Annotated in this window: 14 protein-coding genes and 1 pseudogene; 7 read left to right on the top strand and 8 right to left on the bottom strand. The window is 62.3% G+C overall.

Going from position 1 to position 17,663, the window contains the following annotated elements:
• Positions 1-76 precede the first annotated feature (76 nt).
• The 6 genes from OM960_RS19070 to OM960_RS19045 form a co-directional block, all read right to left on the bottom strand.
• Positions 77-1,396, bottom strand: coding sequence for an alginate export family protein (locus OM960_RS19070; protein WP_264773081.1), 1,320 nt, complete (start codon positions 1,394-1,396; stop codon positions 77-79).
• Positions 1,397-1,479: 83 nt separating this feature from the next.
• Positions 1,480-2,433, bottom strand: a complete 954-nt coding sequence (locus OM960_RS19065; RefSeq protein WP_264773080.1) for an ABC transporter ATP-binding protein — start codon at positions 2,431-2,433, stop codon at positions 1,480-1,482.
• On the bottom strand, positions 2,430-3,410 hold the full coding sequence (locus OM960_RS19060) for an ABC transporter ATP-binding protein (RefSeq protein WP_264773079.1): 981 nt from the start codon (positions 3,408-3,410) through the stop codon (positions 2,430-2,432). Before OM960_RS19060 ends, OM960_RS19065 begins: the two co-directional genes overlap by 4 nt.
• Positions 3,407-4,273: an ABC transporter permease gene (locus OM960_RS19055; RefSeq protein WP_264773078.1), complete on the bottom strand. Its 867-nt coding sequence runs from the start codon at positions 4,271-4,273 to the stop codon at positions 3,407-3,409. The genes OM960_RS19060 and OM960_RS19055 overlap by 4 nt, the downstream gene beginning before the upstream one ends.
• 13 nt (positions 4,274-4,286) lie before the next feature.
• Positions 4,287-5,297: an ABC transporter permease gene (locus OM960_RS19050; RefSeq protein ID WP_264773077.1), complete on the bottom strand. Its 1,011-nt coding sequence runs from the start codon at positions 5,295-5,297 to the stop codon at positions 4,287-4,289.
• 79 nt (positions 5,298-5,376) lie between these two features.
• On the bottom strand, positions 5,377-6,918 hold the full coding sequence (locus OM960_RS19045) for an ABC transporter substrate-binding protein (RefSeq protein ID WP_264773076.1): 1,542 nt from the start codon (positions 6,916-6,918) through the stop codon (positions 5,377-5,379).
• Positions 6,919-7,656: 738 nt separating this feature from the next.
• Between OM960_RS19045 and OM960_RS19040 the strand changes: the two genes are divergently transcribed.
• The 7 genes and pseudogenes from OM960_RS19040 (at position 7,657) to OM960_RS19010 (ending at position 14,403) form a co-directional block, all read left to right on the top strand.
• On the top strand, positions 7,657-8,316 hold the full coding sequence (locus tag OM960_RS19040; protein WP_264773075.1) for a TetR/AcrR family transcriptional regulator: 660 nt from the start codon (positions 7,657-7,659) through the stop codon (positions 8,314-8,316).
• A 562-nt stretch (positions 8,317-8,878) separates the two neighbouring features.
• Complete coding sequence (locus tag OM960_RS19035) at positions 8,879-10,105, top strand: acyl-CoA dehydrogenase family protein (protein WP_264773074.1); 1,227 nt, start codon at positions 8,879-8,881, stop codon at positions 10,103-10,105.
• Between the two features lie 42 nt (positions 10,106-10,147).
• Positions 10,148-10,962, top strand: a pseudogene (locus OM960_RS19030) (SDR family NAD(P)-dependent oxidoreductase).
• 12 nt (positions 10,963-10,974) lie between these two features.
• Complete coding sequence (locus OM960_RS19025) at positions 10,975-11,604, top strand: histidine phosphatase family protein (protein WP_264773072.1); 630 nt, start codon at positions 10,975-10,977, stop codon at positions 11,602-11,604.
• Between the two features lie 16 nt (positions 11,605-11,620).
• Positions 11,621-12,649 (top strand): phosphotransferase family protein, encoded by a 1,029-nt coding sequence (locus tag OM960_RS19020; RefSeq protein ID WP_264773071.1) that lies wholly within the window; start codon positions 11,621-11,623, stop codon positions 12,647-12,649.
• Positions 12,642-13,406 carry an SDR family NAD(P)-dependent oxidoreductase gene (locus tag OM960_RS19015; protein WP_264773070.1) on the top strand — a complete coding sequence of 255 codons (765 nt, stop codon included), beginning with the start codon at positions 12,642-12,644 and terminating at the stop codon, positions 13,404-13,406. The genes OM960_RS19020 and OM960_RS19015 overlap by 8 nt, the downstream gene beginning before the upstream one ends.
• 31 nt (positions 13,407-13,437) lie before the next feature.
• Positions 13,438-14,403 (top strand): cation efflux transmembrane domain-containing protein, encoded by a 966-nt coding sequence (locus tag OM960_RS19010; protein WP_264773069.1) that lies wholly within the window; start codon positions 13,438-13,440, stop codon positions 14,401-14,403.
• Positions 14,404-14,499: 96 nt separating this feature from the next.
• On the opposite strand, the gene OM960_RS19005 is transcribed toward OM960_RS19010, so the two are convergent.
• Complete coding sequence (locus OM960_RS19005; protein ID WP_264773068.1) at positions 14,500-15,999, bottom strand: aldehyde dehydrogenase family protein; 1,500 nt, start codon at positions 15,997-15,999, stop codon at positions 14,500-14,502.
• Between the two features lie 55 nt (positions 16,000-16,054).
• Positions 16,055-17,662 (bottom strand): choline dehydrogenase, encoded by a 1,608-nt coding sequence (locus OM960_RS19000; RefSeq protein ID WP_264773067.1) that lies wholly within the window; start codon positions 17,660-17,662, stop codon positions 16,055-16,057.
• Position 17,663 lies beyond the last annotated feature (1 nt).

Genomic DNA, 17,663 nt, shown 5'->3' with positions numbered 1-17,663 from the left:
CGCCGCGACGGGGCTAGATCGCTGCCGTGGTCATCGCGGCGCACCGTTCATGCATTCGGTTTTCGTCGGGTGGCCATCAGAACTTGAAATTGGCCATGGCGAAGACCTGGAAGGTCGTCTTGTCGGTCCCGAGGATCTGTTCGGCGGCCTTGCCGGGGAACAGCGCCCCTACGCCACCCAGAAGATAGACGTTCTCACGCCCCCACCAGTCGACCGCGAGATTAATTTCGTCCCCGAGATGCGACGCCGTTGCCGGCCCGGCGTAGAAACCGCTCGGATCGACGGCATCGAAACGGAGCGCCTGAAAGAACACGCGCGTGTTTTCGTTCGCGAAGGCCTGAACGCTCAGTTGGTGTACGTTCATCGCGGCGTTGAAGTAGAAGTAGGACGCACCAACGTGACCGAGCGCCCATTTGTCCAGATCCGTGAAATCATAGAAGAGCGGATCGAACATTTCCTGCTTGCCGTCAGCCAGACCGTCGGGATCGCCCGAGAAGTGGGAATAGCGATAGCTGACGATCGGGGTCCACGGCACATTCGCGAATGTGTAACGCGCCTCGCCCGAATAGGCGGAAGTATCATACTTGATCCCGTTGTCGGAACCGAACTGCTTGGCGAGGTTGCCCGACACTGTCAGGTTCTGCACGCCGGGAACAGCGATGTCGTTGGCACGGACCGCGATCGTGTCCATCCCCTTGTAGCCAAACAGGGGATCTTCGATCAGGTGCGACGCGTTGATGCCGAGCTTTCCCCATTCGGCGGTATAACCCACATCGCCGCCGACGACCTCGCGGTGACCAAACTGATCGTCGGCCTTGCCGTAGAACCCGGTGATATTCCAGGTGTCGTTCGAGACGGTAGCCTGCGCGGCTTCGCGGAACGCCGTTCTGGGAGCGAGGAGGAGCGTCGTGTCCGACCCACCTTCGATATCAGCGTCGCCCCACAGGAAGCCGTCATCGGGTTTGATCGTGAACGCACCAATCTTGGTATCGAACGTCCAGCCGCCCGGGAGGTCGAGCGCCAGTCCGACATAGGCTTCGTCGAGGGCGAGATCTTCCTGGTCCTTCGATCCGGAGAAGGCTGCGTCGTCATCTCCGCGCGCCATGGCCCCAATCGCCGAAACCCGTCCATATAGGCTTCCGCTGGCAAGCGGGTACTCGGCGTCGAGCGACGGACGAATAAAGCCTTCGGCCCAATCGTTCGACCCGCCGACCAGACCATGGAAGGCATTGTTCACGTGGAACAGGCCAAGGCCGATTTCGAGGCCCGGGGTCACGGAAAGATTGCCAAAGGTCAGAGTCTCGCCCGCTTGCGCGGTGCCACCCTGGAATGTGGCAGCGGCGAGCAATCCCGCGCCGATGGCGAGGGGCCGCGTCGGCCATCTGGCTGGTTTCATGTCCCTTTCTCCTTCGTTCTTTAGCTTGCTGTGGTTGCTTTGGCGGGCGTTCCGAGTGTGAATCCGACGTAAACGCCCCGATGTCAGGTGCCGATCGGATGATGGCAGGTGACCCGATGGTTCGAAGCTCGTTCGATCTCGTCGGGCTGTGGATCCTTGCGGCAGAGATCCGTGGCCCGGCTGCAGCGGGATGCAAAGTGGCACCCGGCAGGCCGGTTGCTTGGGCTCGGAATCTCGCCCGACGGCGGCCTGGAAAGACGGCGATTCAGTGGATCAAGGCTCGGCGCCGAGTCGATCAATAGCCGCGTGTAAGGATGGCGCGGATCCCGGAAAATGTCGTCTGCCGGCCCCTTCTCGATGACCCGACCCAGATACATCACGATCAGGATATCGGCGAGGTACTCGACCGTGGCCAGAGAGTGACTGATGTAGAGATACGAAAGGTTCTTGCGGGCCTTGAGATCCTGCAAGAGGTTCAGCACCTGCGCCTGGACCGACACATCGAGAGCCGATGTGGGTTCGTCCAGAACAATTAGCTTCGGTTCAAGCGCAAGCGCCCTGGCGATTGAGATGCGCTGCCTTTGGCCACCCGAGAACTGATGCGGGTAGCGATCCATTGCGTCGGCGGTTAGACCGACATCGTTGAACAGCTTAGTCACGCGGTCGTGCAGACTCCGGCCACGCAACTTTTCGTGGACACGAAGCGGCTCGCCGACAATGTCGCCGACACGCATCCGCGGATTGAGTGATGACGCCGGATCCTGGAACACCACGCCGATTTCGCGGCGCAGCCTGGTCAACGCCGAACGCGAAGCGCCGATCAGGTCGGTCCCGTCAAAGTTGACCTGCCCGGATGTCGGAGCGACCAGCTGAAGAACGCTCAGCGCCAGCGTGGATTTCCCGCAGCCGGACTCGCCGACCACCGCCACTGAGTGGCCCACGGGAATTTCGAAACTGACATCATCGACAGCATGGACGGTGCCGCGTGGCGTCTCGTAGCGTTTGACCAGATTTCGAACGGAAAGCAGTTCGCTCATACCACGCGCCCCTTGTCGGATCCGACGGGATTCCAGCACGCGAACCGCCCGGCTTCGGTGGTCACCATTTGCGGCAGTTCGGTTCTGCACCGCTCTGTTGCGGCCGCGCAGCGCGGATGGAAGGCGCAGCCCGAGGGCAGCGCAGCCGGTGACGGCGCAGAGCCGGGAATGGTTTCGAATGCCTGCGCGGAGCCAAGATGGGGCATGGAGCCCAGCAGCGCGCGCGTGTAGCGGTGCTGCGGGTGGTGGAAGAGACCGGCGACCGGCGCGGTCTCGCAGACCCGCCCGGCGTAGAGAACCACGACCCGGTCGCACAGCTCGGCCACGACGCCAAGATCATGCGTAATGAACAGCACGCCGATGCCGCGCGATTTGGCCAGCTCGCGGATCAGGTGCAAAACCTGCGCCTGAACGGTGACGTCCAGTGCCGTCGTCGGTTCGTCCGCAACCAGCAGCTTCGGATTGCATGACAGAGCCAGCGCGATCATCACCCGCTGTGCCTGTCCGCCAGAGACCTGGTGCGGATACCGTGCCATCGCACCTTCCGGGTCGGGCATCTGCACGTCTTCCAGCGCCGCGAGCGCGACCTTGCCCGCGTCGGTGCGCGACATGCCGGTCTGTGCCGATATCGCGTCGACAAGTTGCCGGCCAAAGGTCGCGTAGGGTGAAAACGCCTTGAGCGGCTGCTGAAAGATCAGCGACGCGCGCCCGCCAAGGATTTTGCGGGTTGCCGCGGGATTGGCAATGTCGAGCGTCCGGTTCTCGAAACGGGCCTGACCACCGATGACGGCGTTTGCGGGCAACAGGCCAAGCATGGCGAGCGGCGTGGTCGATTTCCCCGACCCGGATTCCCCGACAAGGCCGACGATCTCGCCCGGCCGGATGTCGAGCGACACACCATGGAGCACCTGCACGACAGCGCGGCGATTGCGAAAGCCGACTCTCAGGTCATTGATTTCGAGCAAAGGGGCGGTCACTTGCTGTCTCCTTTCGGATCGAGCATGTCGTTCACACCGTCGCCGATCAGGTTGACGGCAAACACGGTGAGGAAGATCGCCAGGCCAGGGACGAGCGCTACCCACCAGTAATCGAGGAACTTGGATCGCGAGAGCGCCACCATCAGACCCCATTCGAGGTCGGGCTCCTTCGCACCGATCCCGATGAAGCTGAGCGAGGCGGCGGCAAGGATCGTGTAGCCGAAATCCATTGATGCCTGGATGATCGCTGGGATCCAGGCATTGGGCAGCACATGGCGGAACATGATGCGGAGGTTGGAAAACCCCTGTGCACGCGCCGATTTCACGAACAGTTGGCCCGAGATCCGCTTCGCCTCGCCGTGGACGATGCGGGCGTACCAAGGGAAGAACGACACGGTGAGTGCCAGCATCGCTTCGTAGAGGCCCTGCCCCACAGCCGCCGTGATCGCAATCGGCAAAAGCAGCGGAGGGAAGGCGATGAAGACATCCATCATCCGCATGATCGCCCATTCTATGCGGCCCCCGAAATATCCGGCCACCAAGCCAAAGGGCGTGCCGATCAGGGCCGAGAGCACAGTCACGATCAGGCCAATGGTCAGTGAGGTCCGCGCGCCGTAAACCACGCGCGAGAAGATGTCGCGCCCAAGCTCGTCCGTGCCGAACAAATGCGCGGTCGAGGGGGCCGCGAGTTTTGCCGTGAAGTCGATCTTGAGCGGATCATGCGTGGCAATCAGCGGCGCGAAAACCGCGACCAGAATGATCAGCCCGAACACGACGACGCCCACGAAAAACGCAGCATTGCCGCGAACCCGCTCGAATGCCCCGGCGAACCGACCTTTGGGAAGCACTGCTGCTTCGCTCATGGTTTGCCCTCCCTCAGCGCAGACGCGGGTCTGCCGCGAAATGCAGCAGGTCGACGATGAGATTTGCGATCAGATACGAACTGGCCAAAACGAGCGTCACGCCCATCACGGCCGGGTAGTCGGAACGGACAATTGCACCGACCATGAAGCCGCCGATACCTGGCCAGTCGAAGACGTATTCGACGACGACCGACAGGCCGAGCATGTATCCGAAAGTCATCCCGATGACGGTCAGCAACGGGATCAGCGCCGCCTTCAGTGCGTAGCCGTAATTGACCTTGCGCGGTGAAAGCCCGTAGGCGCGCAAGGTCATGATGAACTCTTCGCCCAAGGCCTCGATCATCATGCCGCGGGTGATCCGCATGATGATGGCCAAAGCACTCAACGACAGCGCCAAAACCGGCATGATGAGATGAAGAAGACAGCTCTTGAACGCGGCCCATTGGCCGGCCAGCAACGAGTCGACCGTGTAGAACCCGGTCACGGTCGGGAATTCGTAGTCGAGCTGGATCAACCCGTCGATGCGGCCCTGCAGCGGCAAGACGCCCAGCCATCCCGAGAAGACAAGTTGCAGGATCATCGCGACGATAAACGTCGGCATGGCCGCGCCCAAGGCCGAGACAGATCGCGCGGCATAATCGCTTGTGGAATTCTTGTGCAGGGCCGCGCTGACACCCATCGGAATGCCCGCGCAAACCACGAGGATCAGCGAGAAGAAGACAAGCTCGAGCGTTGCCGGGAACCGCTCGGCGATTTCGACGAGCACCGGGCGCTTGGTCAGCAGGCTCGTCCCGAACTCTCCGCGCAGCGTATCGCCGATGTAGAGAAGCAGCTGCTCGGGCATGGAGCGGTCAAGGCCGAGCTGCTCCCGGACGGCCGCGATCTGCTCTTCGGTCGGCCTGGCGCCAAGCATCATTTCGACGGCGGACCCGGGAAGCACCCTTGAGATCACGAAGGTGATGACCAGGACGCCCAAGAGAATGAGCAGGAGCATCCCAAGACGTTGAAGGATATAGCGTGACATTCCCGTTCCTCGCAGGTCGAGTGAATGATGCGCGTTGACGGTGGGCCGCGCCGCCGGGCGGGGCGGCCCGAGGGTTGGATCACTCGGTGATCGGATCGAAGAAGATGGCGCGCGAGTAGGCCGGGTTGTAGCCGACCCCATTCAGGTCGGCCCGATATCCCACGACGAAGTTGAGATCCTGATCCCAGACCGCCGCGGCGTCCTGCACCAGGATGCGCATGGCATCGGCATACGCCGCCTGACCGGCCTTGATGTCGGTGGCCTCAATGGACATGGCTTCAAGCAGCTTCGCGTCGTATTCATCGCTCTGGTACATTGAGAGATTGAAGAGCTTTTCCTCGCTGTAGAAGGCCGAATAGAGCAGGTCGGCCGGCGAGCTGATGATCGGCCCCCAGAACATGCTCAACATGTTCGACGCCGTGCGCTCATCCTGGGCCGCGGCCCACAGCGTACCCCAGTCGTTGGGCGTCAGTTCGACCGTCAGCCCGGCCTGCGCGGCGTTCGCCTGAAACAGAACGGCATCATTCTTCATCTCGTCGCTCTGGGTGAAGTAGGCCACGGTGATCTTCAGTTCATCTGAGGACAGGCCCGACTCTGCCAGTTCGGCTTTGGCGGCTTCGATACTGAAGTCCGGCAAATTCAGGTCCACGGCGCCGGGCTGACTGGCAGCGAGAGGACCGATCGCGGGCGTTGTGTACCCGTTGTAGATCCCCTCGGACACGGTCTTGCGGTCCCAAAGATGCTGAATCGCGCGGCGGACATGGATATTGTCGGTCGGCGCGATCTTGTTGTTAACGTACCAGAAGCCCATCTGCCACGTGGGAAACGAGACGGCCTTGACGTCACCGCCCGCGCTCACGCTCTCGATCTGGTCCGTGGGGATGTCGAAGGCGAGGTCTGCCTCACCCGAGGACAGCAACTGGATGCGCGTCGAGGCTTCCTTGGCGATCCGGTGGACAATGCGGTCAAAGCCACCTCCCTTCAGCGGCCCGCCCCAGTAGTCGGGGAACCGGTCGATAACCAACTGCTGGTCCGGCAGGTGTTGGCGCAGCATATACGGGCCGGTGCCGAACGAGGCCTTAGCCTCCGTGAAATCCTCGTCCGTCGCCTCGGACGAGAACATGTACGCCCCGAGGGACGACGACGCGAAAAGCGGCATGTTGGCGGGGTATTTCGTGGTCAGTACGAGGGTATAGTCATCCGGCGCTTCGGCTTTCTCGACCGCGGCCCAGATAAACCCCACGGGTCCTGCCGCGTTCCTTTCGATCGAAACCTTCGCATCCTCGGCGGTAAAGTCGGTGCCGTCGTGGCATTTCACGCCCTCACGGATCTTGAAGGTCCAGACCAGGCCGGACTCATCGACGCTCCACTCGGTGGCAAGGCCGGGACGAAATTGCTCTTCGGAGTCAGGGTCCGCCCAGACCAGAAGATCGTAAATGTTGGGGAAAAGCACCTGCTCCACCCCGGCCGCTTTGGCCGGGTCCCAGTCGAAGATGTCCTGCGGCCACGCGACGGTCAACACGTTCTCGGCCGCATCGGCAGGCGTCGCGAGCGAAAGCCCAAGGGACGTGCAGGCGGTCGCGGCAGCAAGGATCGCGCGCCGTGTGAAGGTGAAAGGCATTCGATTTCCTCCAACAGTTTCGCCGTTTTTCGGCACCATCCCAGAGCTTGCGGCCTTCCTCCTCGAAGAATCGCAAGACATACCATCGTACAGTGAATCTACCGAAGGTAACATTGCGTTTCAACAAATTTTTATAACCGCCTATAAAAATTAACTTGAAGGGAAAAATTAACGAGACTCGTGCTGTTGGCGGAGTCATCGGTGATGGTCCGGTTGTCAGTCGCGAAATCTGGACAGGTGATAGGTGCGGCCCTGTGGAACTCACGGTCACAATTTCATGCGTGGTTTCGGTTGGCCCCAAGGCGGTCATCGGCGGACTCGCATGCGTTTCCGCGTTGAGGTGACCAAGGCGGTTAAGGTTTGCGGCCGGCGTCAAGCTTCAGGAGCAAGACAACGGCGTCGTCGGCGGGCTTATGTTCGCTGCTGCGAGTACCCTACTCTTCAGGCGTAATGTGTTGCCGTTTGCGTATCGCCCCCCACGAGGCGTCTGACGCTACGCTCCAAGCCTTACCCGATCTCGTCGGGCGGAGCCACGTCTCCGACAAAGCCCTTGCACTGATCGGATGCAAGAGCGTGCGGACCAGCCGATCCCAGACCCCGGCATGAAGCTTGAGCAGCGGACTCAACTGCACCCCGTTTGCATCTGGCCAAAGCCGCATGGGATAATTATGGCGTCGGCTGCAAAAGTAAATCTCATCTATTTTTGAGTTGAAATAAAAAATTGTGCCCTGCATCGACATGTTGTACTGGATTCGCATGCCAAGTTTACGTGAACGACAGAAAACCAAACGGCGCGAGCGTATCCTGCGCGCGGCCGTGTCGCTGTTCCAATCTCAGGGGTTCCAGGCAACGACGCTGGAGCAAATCGCGGTATCCGCCGAGATCTCTACCGGAACGATCTACAACTACTTCCGCAACAAGGCCGAACTGCTGATCGCCATCGTCGACGCCAATGCCAAGGCGGCGTATGAGATCGGCCTGAAGGTGGTCGAGAATCCGCCGGCTGACCCGGTCGAGGCGGTCGAGTTGCTGACGTTCAAGATGTGCGAGGGACTGCTTGACCCGCTGACCAAGGAGATGTGGCGTGAAGCGGTGGCGATCGTGATCAGCCAGCCGCACACGCAATTCGCGACGTCTTACATGGACAACTACAACATGGTCGAGGAACTTCAGCGCAAGCTGCTGCAAGCGCTGATGGATCAGGGACTCTTTCGCCCCGATGTGGACGTCATGTTGATCGGGGACATGCTTTCTGAATCGATGTCGATGCGGCAACTCTTCTTCTTCCGCGATGACGATGCGGATCTCGATGACCTGATCGAGTCGATACGGCAAAGGACACGGGCGCTGATCGGGCTGATTGCCGTGGGTAACGAAGTGATCCGGACGGATGCTTAGGGCCAGGGCCGAGCCAATCAGCAAAAAGGCCCGGAAGATGAATGCGCCGCGCATCGCTGAGGCGCGCAGGGTCGCGATCGGTGACCAGCTTCCACCCGCCAAGCAGTTCTGAATTGAAATTCGGCCTCAGGGCTCAAGCGCAATCTTACCTTCGTCCTTGCGCCACATCACCCGGTCCAACGCTTCGGGCGCGGGCCCAGACGCATCGCCGCATCCATCACGAGCCGCACTTACCTCCGCCTACCTCGCGAAAAGCTCTGCCATGTTCTCGGCGAACAGGGCCGGCTTGTGGCGGGCAAAAAGCCCTCAGGGAGTGCTTCGAATAGTAGCATAAATCACATATATAATAGAAATGGATTGCAATATTATATCTGATATGAAAAATAGCATCGGACCCGGAGTCCGGGAGCCAACGACTCGACCGGACGGGCCGGCTCCTGCTGACGCGAGACTGCGAGGGGTATGAGCCGTTGGCCATATGGCCTGCCCAGACGCCGGGTCGCGGACGATGACCGACTTCCTGGGGTCCAAGCCTCAGGGCACCCGCAACACAGGAGATGTCATGGACTTCGAATATTCGCCCAAGGTACAGGCGCTCCGCGAGAAGCTGCAGCGCTTCATGCAGGAGCACATCTTTCCGAACGAGCAGGCTTTCAAGACCTACATCGAGACCACTGACAACAAGTGGAAGACCCCGCCGCTGTTCGAGGACCTGAAGCAAGAGGCAAGGCGCCAAGGCCTGTGGAACCTGTTCCTACCCCATAGCGAACACGGCGCCGGGCTGACCAACCTCGAATACGCCCCGCTTGCCGAAATCATGGGTCAGGTCTGGTGGTCGGCCGAGATCTTCAACTGCATGGCGCCGGATACCGGCAACATGGAGACGATCCAGATGTATGGCACCGCGGCGCAGAAGACGCGCTGGCTACCGGGCCTTCTGGCGGGCGAGATCCGGTCTGCCTTCTGCATGACCGAACCGGCCGTCGCATCGTCGGACGCAACCAATGTATCCTGTGCCATCGTGCGCGATGGTGGTCACTACGTCATCAACGGACGCAAGTGGTTCTCAACCGGCGCGATGCGCGAGAACTGCGAAATCCTTATCGTGATGGGCAAGAGCGATCCCGACAACCCCAACCGCCATCAACAGCAATCCATGATCCTGGTGCCGAAGAACACGCCCGGCGTCAAAGTGCTGCGCGCGGTCAAGACGCTCGGTTTCGACGACGCGCCTTATGGCGAGCCCGAGATCGAGTTCGACAATGTGCGTGTCCCCGTCGAGAACATCCTTCTTGGCGAGGGCCGGGGGTTCGAGATCGCGCAGGGGCGGCTTGGCCCGGGGCGCATTCATCACTGCATGCGGCTGATCGGCGGCGCGCAGCGCGCGCTCGATCTGGCGTTGGAGCGCGTCGAGAAACGCCAGACCTTCGGCAGGAAGCTGAGTGAGCATCAGTCGGTCCGCGAAGACCTTGCCAAGTCCTATTGCGAGATTGAGCAGGCGCGGCTTCTGACCCTGAAAGCCGCCGACAAGATGGACCGCTACGGCAACAAGGTCGCCAAGGATCTGATCGCGGCGATCAAGATCGTCGCCCCGACGATGGCGCAGACCGTGATTGACCGGGCGATGCAAATGCACGGCGCGGCCGGTTTGACCGACGACCTGCCCCTTGCGGAGCTCTACAATTACGCCCGTCAGTGCCGATTGGCCGACGGGCCGGACCAGGTCCACATGATGGCACTCGGTCGGCAGTTGGTGCGCGAATATCAGGGCCGCAACTCCCGCGCCTAAGACACCTGCCTCGATCGCCGGGCTTTTCGACTGGAGGACCCCATGGACCTGAACAACCTTTTTTCGCTCGAGGGCAGGATCGCCTTGGTAACGGGCGGTGCAACTGGGATCGGGCGGATGGCCGCCGAGGCGCTGGTGGCCGCCGGGGCGCGCGTCCTCATTGTCAGCCGCAAGGGCCATGCCTGCGAAGAGGTGGCGGCGGAACTAAACGCGGCGGGTTACACGGGGCGGGCCGAGGGCTTTGCCGGTGACATCGGTACCGAAAACGGGGTTCGGGCCCTTGCCGCCGAGATCGGCAAGCGGATCGACCGGCTGCATATTCTGGTCAACAATGCCGGCGTCAGTTGGGGCACGCAGCTCGGGGAGTTTCCCTACAGCGTCTGGGACAAGGTCATGTCGGTCAACGTCACCGGGCCATTTGCGCTGACCCAGGCGATGTTGCCGCTTCTGAAGGCGGCGGCAACGGAGGACGACCCAGCGCGCGTCATCAACACCGGTTCGGTGATGGGCGAGGTACCATTGGGCGAGACCGTCTACAGCTATGCCGCCTCCAAGGCCGCCGTGCATCACATGATCCGCGTCCTTGCCAAGGAGCTCGCGGGCGCGCGCATCACCGTCAATGCCATCGCCCCCGGGCCGTTGCAATCCAAGATGACAAGGTTCGCGATCGGCCACGACGAGGGGGAACGGAAGATGCAGCGCCACGTTCCGCGCGGCCGGATCGGGCGGCCTGATAATATCGGCGGGTGTCTCCTGTTCCCGTGCGGTCGCGGCGGCTCTTTCCTGACCGGTGCGATCCTGCCGGTGGCGGCGGCATCAACGTCTCGACCGGGCCGGCGCTTTTCGGCGGCGACTGAGCGGGCAGAGCGATGGCGGAGCTGACACTCGTGCGGCATGGGCAGGCCTCGCTCGGCGCCGCGAACTACGATCAATTGACCGAGATTGGTTTTCAGCAGGCGCGCTGGATTGGCGTGTATTTCGCCGAATCCGGCGACAGGTACGACCGCATCGTCTGCGGTTCTCTGGCCCGGCAGGGGCAGACCGCGGAGGCGCTGGATGCAGTTGTCGAGGTCGTTGAGGGGCTGCAGGAGTATGACGCGACGGACCTCCCGAACGCGGCGGGCTTTCACGCGCACCCGGCATCCGACCGGCACCTTCACTTCCGTCAACTGCGCGAGACGCTCCTGCGCTGGACCGCCGACGCCCTGAACGATGCGCCCGAAAGTTGGGTGGACTTTCCGGCGCGCATCGACGTGGCACTCGCGAAGCTCGCCGCATCTGAGCGGACTTTGGCGATTACCTCCGGCGGGGTGATCGCCACGATCGTGACAAAGGCCTTGGGCGTGGAGAGCAGCCGGATGATCGACCTCAACCTGCAGAGCAGAAACACCGGTGTCACGCGGCTGATCCGCCTGGCGCGTGGGCTCATGCTGAACCTGTTCAACGCCGTGCCGCACATGGCGTCAGCGGAACGCGCGGCGCTCGCGACCTATAGCTGAGGAGGAACCTTCGAAGATGGTGAACATCACCCAAACCCTCGATACCGAAGCCGTTGCGACCTATCTGGCCGCGCATCTGCCGGGTTTCGAAGGTCCGGTCGAGGCCCGGAAATTCGCGGGCGGACAGTCCAACCCGACCTTCCTTCTCACCGCGCCGTCGGGGCGCTACGTCCTGCGCCGCAAGCCGCCGGGGCAGCTTCTGAAATCCGCGCATGCGGTCGATCGCGAATTCCGGGTGCAGTCGGCGCTTTCGGGCTCTGATGTGCCGGTCGCGAAGATGCACCTGCTATGCGAGGACGAGTCGGTCATCGGCTCGATGTTCTATGTCATGGACCATGTCGACGGGCGCAGCTTCTTCGATCCGCGCCTCGAAGACCTTCCACGTGCAGACCGCGCGCCGATAATCGACGAGCTGAACCGGGTTCTCGCCGCACTGCATTCGGTCGATATCGAGGCAGCCGGTCTTGCCGATTACAGCCCGCCTGGTGATTACTTCGCCCGCCAGATCGACCGTTGGGCAAAGCAATACCGCGCCGCCGAGACCGAATGCATCCCGGCGATGGACAAGCTAATCGAGGAGTTGCCCCAGCGTATGCCGCCCGATGACGGACAGCGAACCCTGGTCCACGGTGACTACCGGCTCGACAACCTGCTGTTTGCCAAGAATTGGCCGAGCTGTCTCGCGGTCCTCGACTGGGAACTGTCGACCATAGGCCACCCATTCGCGGACCTTGCCGGCGTCATCATGCAATGGCGTATGCCCGTAGGGGCCGAGGGCCGCGGGCTGGCCGGCGTCGATCGCGTAGCACAGGGCCTTCCGTCGGATGAGGCGTTCATCGCGCGCTACTGCGCGCGCCGCGGACTGACGCACATTCCCGATTTCGGCTTCTATCTCGCCTTCACCTTCTTCCGCATGGCCGGGATTCTTCAGGGCGTGAAGAAGCGCGCGCTTAGCGGCAATGCGTCGGATGTGGAACACGGGCTGAAGATGGGCGCCCTGGCGCCGTCGTTCGCCAGACAGGGCATGGAGGCACTGGATGGCTGACGGGCGCTTCGATAACAAGGTGGTCATGATCACCGGCGCGGCGAGCGGTTTCGGCGCGATCGCCGTACGACGCTTCGCCGCCGAGGGCGCGCGGCTAGCCTTGTCCGACATCGCCGCGGCCGGAACGCCCGAAGGGGCTGAGGCGATCGTCGACCGGGTGGATGTCACGGACGAAGCACAGGTCGCAGCGCATGCCGTGCGGACCATCGAACGGTTCGGCCGGATCGACATCGCCATCAACAACGCTGGCGCGGGCCAATCCCCCACGCCGCTTCAAGACATGTCACTCGACACTTTCGAACGGGTCTTGGCCATCAATGCGCGTGGCGTGTTCCTGGGGATGAAATACCAGCTTCCCGGGATGATCGAGAACCGTGCAGGCGTAATCCTCAACATAGCTTCGGTTGCGGGCCTGCGCGGATCGCCGCAGATGTCTGCCTATCTTGCCGCCAAGCACGCGGTGGTAGGCTTGACCAAAGCGGCGGCGTGCGAAGTCGCTCACAAGGGCATTCGGGTGAACGCGCTTTGTCCGTTCTTTGCCGCAACGCCGATGGCCGAGGAGTTTGCCGCCAACCTTGGCGCCCGTCGTGGCGGTGGCGTGGAAGAGGGCATGGCCCAGCTGGGCTCCGGCACCCCGATGCGCCGTGTCGGCCGCCCCGAAGAGATTGTCCAGGCGATGCTCTGGCTCTGCGATCCGGTGAACAGCTACACGACCGGCCAGTCGATCGCCATTGACGGCGGGAAGACCGCGATATGAGCTGTGCCGCCAAGCCTATCGGAGCCCGGAAATGAAATCTGCCAGACACTTCGAACTGCGGGCGATGAACATCGGCATGGCGGGCAACCTATTCATGGGCGCCGCTGGCATCCTGGCCGCTTACCTCTCGAACTCGCAGGCAATCCTGCTCGATGGGTTGTTTTCGCTGATCGGTTTTCTGGCGGCCTATCTCGGAAAACGAGTGTCGCGCCGGGTGACGCGCCAGGCCGACAAGTGGCGCCCCATCGGCTACTCTGGCGACGAGGCGGTCTTCGCGACATTTCGGTCGTTGTCGCTGATCGGCCTGGTCCTCTTTGCCTCATTGAGCGCACTGCTCGGCATTGCCGACTACCTGCGGGGTGAACCGCCGCAGGAACTGATCTTCGAACCGATGGTGGTTTATTTCCTGTTCATCGGGCTGACCTGTGTTCTGCTCTGGGGATTTCATTACCGCGCGTGGCGAAAGACCGGGCGCGTCAGCGATGTGTTGCGGATCGAGGCTCAGGCGGCCGCGTTTGACGCCCTGATCACCGGATCGGCCGCCGTGGGTCTGTTCGGCGTTCACATCTTTCGCGACGGTTTCCTCGCCCCGATTGCTCCGGTCGGGGATTCCATCGTCGTCCTGTTTCTCTGCGTCGCTGCGGTCTCGCAATACTACAGGGACTTCATGTCCGGCCTGGGTGAACTCGCGGGCGTCACCGCCCATCCCCGCCATATCGCGACCGTCCGACGGTCCGTCCGCCCGGTCGTGCAAGACGATGCCGGCGCGCTCGTCGACCTTTCGGTGTCCAAGTTCGGGCGCCAGTTCCTCGTGATCGTCTATTACAACCCCATGAGGCCGATTACCGCCGCGCATGTCGACGCCATGGCCCGGAAAATGGAGCGCGCCTGCGCGACCGCGCTGGCCGCTGGCGTCGACCTGACCTTCATTGTGTCGGAGCACGGGCGCGTTCTTCCCGGCGTCGATGGCGAAACAGAGGTGGCCGCACACGCCTGAAAACAATGCCGCGCGCCCGAACCGTGCGCGCGGCATCTGCACGCTGTGACAGCAAAGGCACATCGCAGTCCTTGTGTTTCGGGCGAGGCCTGGCCGCTACAGGGCCATGGTCACGGCCTTGGTCTTAAGAACGCTGTCAAGCTGTTCACGTCCCATGTCCTTGCCGAAGCCCGAGGCTTTGACACCACCAAAGGGCATGGCGCTGTCCAGAATGTCGTGGCAATTGATCCAGACCGAACCCGCGTTTAACCGTTCCGACACACGGACCGCCCGGGCGTTTTGGGCAGTCCAGACACTGGCTGCCAGCCCGTATCGCGTGTCGTTGGCGAGGCCGATCACCTCGTCTTCCGTCTCGAACGGCAAGACGACGAGGACCGGACCGAAGATCTCCTCCTGCACCAGCGGGTGCTTGTTGTCGCGCATGGCGATTAGGGTGGGGTTGACGAAAAACCCCGGGCCGTCAGGCTGTTCGGCTCCCATCAGAACTTCGCCATCCGTGCGGCCCATATCAATGTAACGACGGACGCTGTTGCGTTGCGCGGCGGACACCATGGGGCCCATATCGCAGTCCGGGTTGAGGCCCTCGCAGACGTTCATGCGGCCGATCCGGTCCACGATCACTTTCACGCCCGCATCGTAGACATCCTTGTGCAGATACAGCCGCGTCCCGGCCGAACAGTTCTGCCCTGTGTTGAAATAGACGCTCCAGCGTGTGCCCTCGGCCAGGGCATCGAGATCGGCGTCGGGGAATACGCACATCGGGGATTTGCCGCCGAGCTCGAGCGTCAGGGTCGTGAAGTTGTCCATGGCTGCGTGCCCCACCGCGCGACCCGTGGCGGTCGAGCCGGTGAAGGTCAGCTTGTCGATACCGGGATGCCCGGCCAGAGACGCCCCGACTTCGCGCCCCGCGCCCGTCACGACATTGAACACACCTTCGGGGATGCCTGCCTCTTGCGTAAGGCGGGCGAAGATCATGGCGCTCATTGGCGTGATTTCGGAGGTCTTGACGACCATCGTGCAGCCAACGGCCATCGCCGCTGCGAACTTCCACAACAAGGTGTTCAGAGGGAAATTCCAAGGTGTGATCGCGCCGACAACGCCAACCGGCGCCTTTCGCGTGTAACTGAAGAAGCCCTTGCTCGAAATATCGCGCGTCGCGCCTTCGATTTTCGTCGCCCAACCGGCCATGTAGCGCAACAGATCGGCCGAAGAGAGAATGTCGGCCTCCAGGCAGGGACCGATGGCTTTGCCGGTATCCAGCGATTCGATCTCGGCCAGGTGCCGGGCGTCTCGTTCCATCAAATCGGCCAGCTTGTGCAGGATACGTTCGCGCGCATTAGGGGCCATGCGTGGCCAGGGCCCCTCGTCGAATGCGCGCCGCGCTGCGGCGACAGCCGCGTCGACATCCGACTTTGCCCCCATGAGAACCTCGGCTATCTTCGCCCCGGTAGAGGGTTCGATCACGTCAAGAGTACCGGTGGCGGCGCCTTCGATGAACTGACCGTTCACGAACAATTTCGGCGCTGCTCCCAGAAAAGACCGCGTTTGCGGCGTGATGGAGTATCGGTCGAGATATGCTTTGACGCTGTCATGCATGGGACTCTGTCTTTCTGGTTTTTTTAACAAGCGACTTGGCCGGGCGCGTGATCACCTAGCGCTGCTCGTCGAGGATAAACTTGGCCCCGTTTGCCCCGATCATCATCGAGGGCACGTTGAGCCCGCCAGTGACGACGATCGGCATGATCGAACTGTCGATGACGCGCAGGTTCTGCATACCGTGCACACGCAGCTTGGGGTCGACCACGGCCATATCATCGACACCCATCTTGCAAGTGCCGCTCGGGTGGTAATGATTCGCGAAGTAGCGCGACGTGTGTTCGTCGATCTGCTCATCGGTGACGCAATCTGGCCCCGGCGCGATTTCCTCACCGCGATACTTGTCCAGCGCCGGTTGCTTCAGCAACTCGCGCGCGATGCGGAACGCCTTGCGGTTCAGGATGCGGTCGTCCTCGTGGCTGAAGAAGTTGTTGTGGATCACCGGCGCCGCCGTGGGATCGGACGAGCGCAGACGCACCGTGCCCCGGCTCTTGGGGTGGACCAGCCCCCAATGCACGTTGAACCCGTGGTGCTTGAAATCATAGGTGCCTTCGCTGTGCGGGTTCACCGCGGCCGGGAACATGTAGAACTGCAGGTCGGGCAGTTCGACCTCCGGGGAAGATTTCACCAGCCCGCTCGACGCCATCGGGAACAGCGTCGCCGGCCCGCGCGAGAGGAACAGCCACTCCAGCACGGCACCAAAGGCCCGGATCGGGTTCTTGTAGCGATAGTAGGTGATCGGCAGAAGACAGTCGTGCTGGACGAAGCTGCCGAGTTGATCCATCAGGTTCTGGCCCACGCCGGGCAGGTCATGCACCACCCGAACATTGTGCTCTTTCAGATGGGCGGCCGGGCCGATGCCCGAAACCATCAGGAGCTTGGGGCTCTGATAGGGGCTGCACGACACGATCACCTCGGCATTGGCGCGCGCCTCATGCATCTGGCCCTTGCGCTCATAGCGCACACCCACCGCCTTCTTGCCGTCGAGGACGATCTTGTGCACGGTTGCGCCCTTGCGAATCTCCAGGTTCTTGCGGGTCCAGCGCGCCTTGAGCAGGAACGCGTAAGAAGCCGAGCACCGCAGGATCGGCCAATGGTAGTGGGTGTGCTGGCAATGGCCGAACCCCTCCGGCTCGGGCCCGTTGAAATCGTTGGTCTCGCGGTAGCCCGCCTGCACGCCGGCGTCGACGAAGGCCTGGAACATCGGATTGCCAGAATAGCCGCGCGCCGTGCGCAGCGGCCCTTTGTCGCCGCGATATTCGTTGCCGCCGCCTTCCCACCGCTCCATGTCGCGGAACAGCGGAAGAACGTCCTTGTAGGCCCAGCCGTCGTTGCCCATGCGCGCCCAACGGTCGTAGTCGCCGGGATGGCCGCGGAAGCAGAGCTGGCCATTGATCGAGGATGAGCCGCCAAGACAGCGCCCGCGCGACAGGACCAGGCGATGATTGCCCAGACGCTCTTCGGGTTCGCCTTTGAAGGCCCAGTCCCAGCGGGTTTCCAGGAGCTGGGTTTCCCCAACCGGGGCCGCGACGAAGGGGTTGATGTCGGTTCCGCCGGCCTCAAGCAGCAGCACCCTGTGGCGGCCGCTGGCCGAGAGCTTCTCCGCCAGGACGCTGCCCGCGCTGCCCGCGCCGACGATGATATAGTCGAAGACTTCCCGCATG

It is taken from the genome of Defluviimonas salinarum, from assembly GCF_026013545.1.
Taxonomy (GTDB): domain Bacteria; phylum Pseudomonadota; class Alphaproteobacteria; order Rhodobacterales; family Rhodobacteraceae; genus Albidovulum; species Albidovulum salinarum.
The sequence above is the reverse complement of the archived record's forward strand: the minus strand, read 5'-3'. Positions and strand labels throughout refer to the sequence as shown.

Bases quoted from the DNA above. Each gene is read 5' to 3' on its own strand.
- OM960_RS19035 (WP_264773074.1), top strand. From the start codon at position 8,879: ATGGACTTCGAATATTCGCCCAAGGTACAGGCGCTCCGCGAGAAGCTG.
- OM960_RS19025 (WP_264773072.1), top strand. From the start codon at position 10,975: ATGGCGGAGCTGACACTCGTGCGGCATGGGCAGGCCTCGCTCGGCGCC.
- OM960_RS19020 (WP_264773071.1), top strand. From the start codon at position 11,621: ATGGTGAACATCACCCAAACCCTCGATACCGAAGCCGTTGCGACCTAT.
- OM960_RS19040 (WP_264773075.1), top strand. From the start codon at position 7,657: ATGTTGTACTGGATTCGCATGCCAAGTTTACGTGAACGACAGAAAACC.
- OM960_RS19055 (WP_264773078.1), bottom strand. From the start codon at position 4,273: ATGAGCGAAGCAGCAGTGCTTCCCAAAGGTCGGTTCGCCGGGGCATTC.
- OM960_RS19010 (WP_264773069.1), top strand. From the start codon at position 13,438: ATGAAATCTGCCAGACACTTCGAACTGCGGGCGATGAACATCGGCATG.
- OM960_RS19005 (WP_264773068.1), bottom strand. From the start codon at position 15,999: ATGCATGACAGCGTCAAAGCATATCTCGACCGATACTCCATCACGCCG.
- OM960_RS19070 (WP_264773081.1), bottom strand. From the start codon at position 1,396: ATGAAACCAGCCAGATGGCCGACGCGGCCCCTCGCCATCGGCGCGGGA.
- OM960_RS19015 (WP_264773070.1), top strand. From the start codon at position 12,642: ATGGCTGACGGGCGCTTCGATAACAAGGTGGTCATGATCACCGGCGCG.
- OM960_RS19000 (WP_264773067.1), bottom strand. From the start codon at position 17,662: ATGCGGGAAGTCTTCGACTATATCATCGTCGGCGCGGGCAGCGCGGGC.
- OM960_RS19050 (WP_264773077.1), bottom strand. From the start codon at position 5,297: ATGTCACGCTATATCCTTCAACGTCTTGGGATGCTCCTGCTCATTCTC.
- OM960_RS19065 (WP_264773080.1), bottom strand. From the start codon at position 2,433: ATGAGCGAACTGCTTTCCGTTCGAAATCTGGTCAAACGCTACGAGACG.
- OM960_RS19045 (WP_264773076.1), bottom strand. From the start codon at position 6,918: ATGCCTTTCACCTTCACACGGCGCGCGATCCTTGCTGCCGCGACCGCC.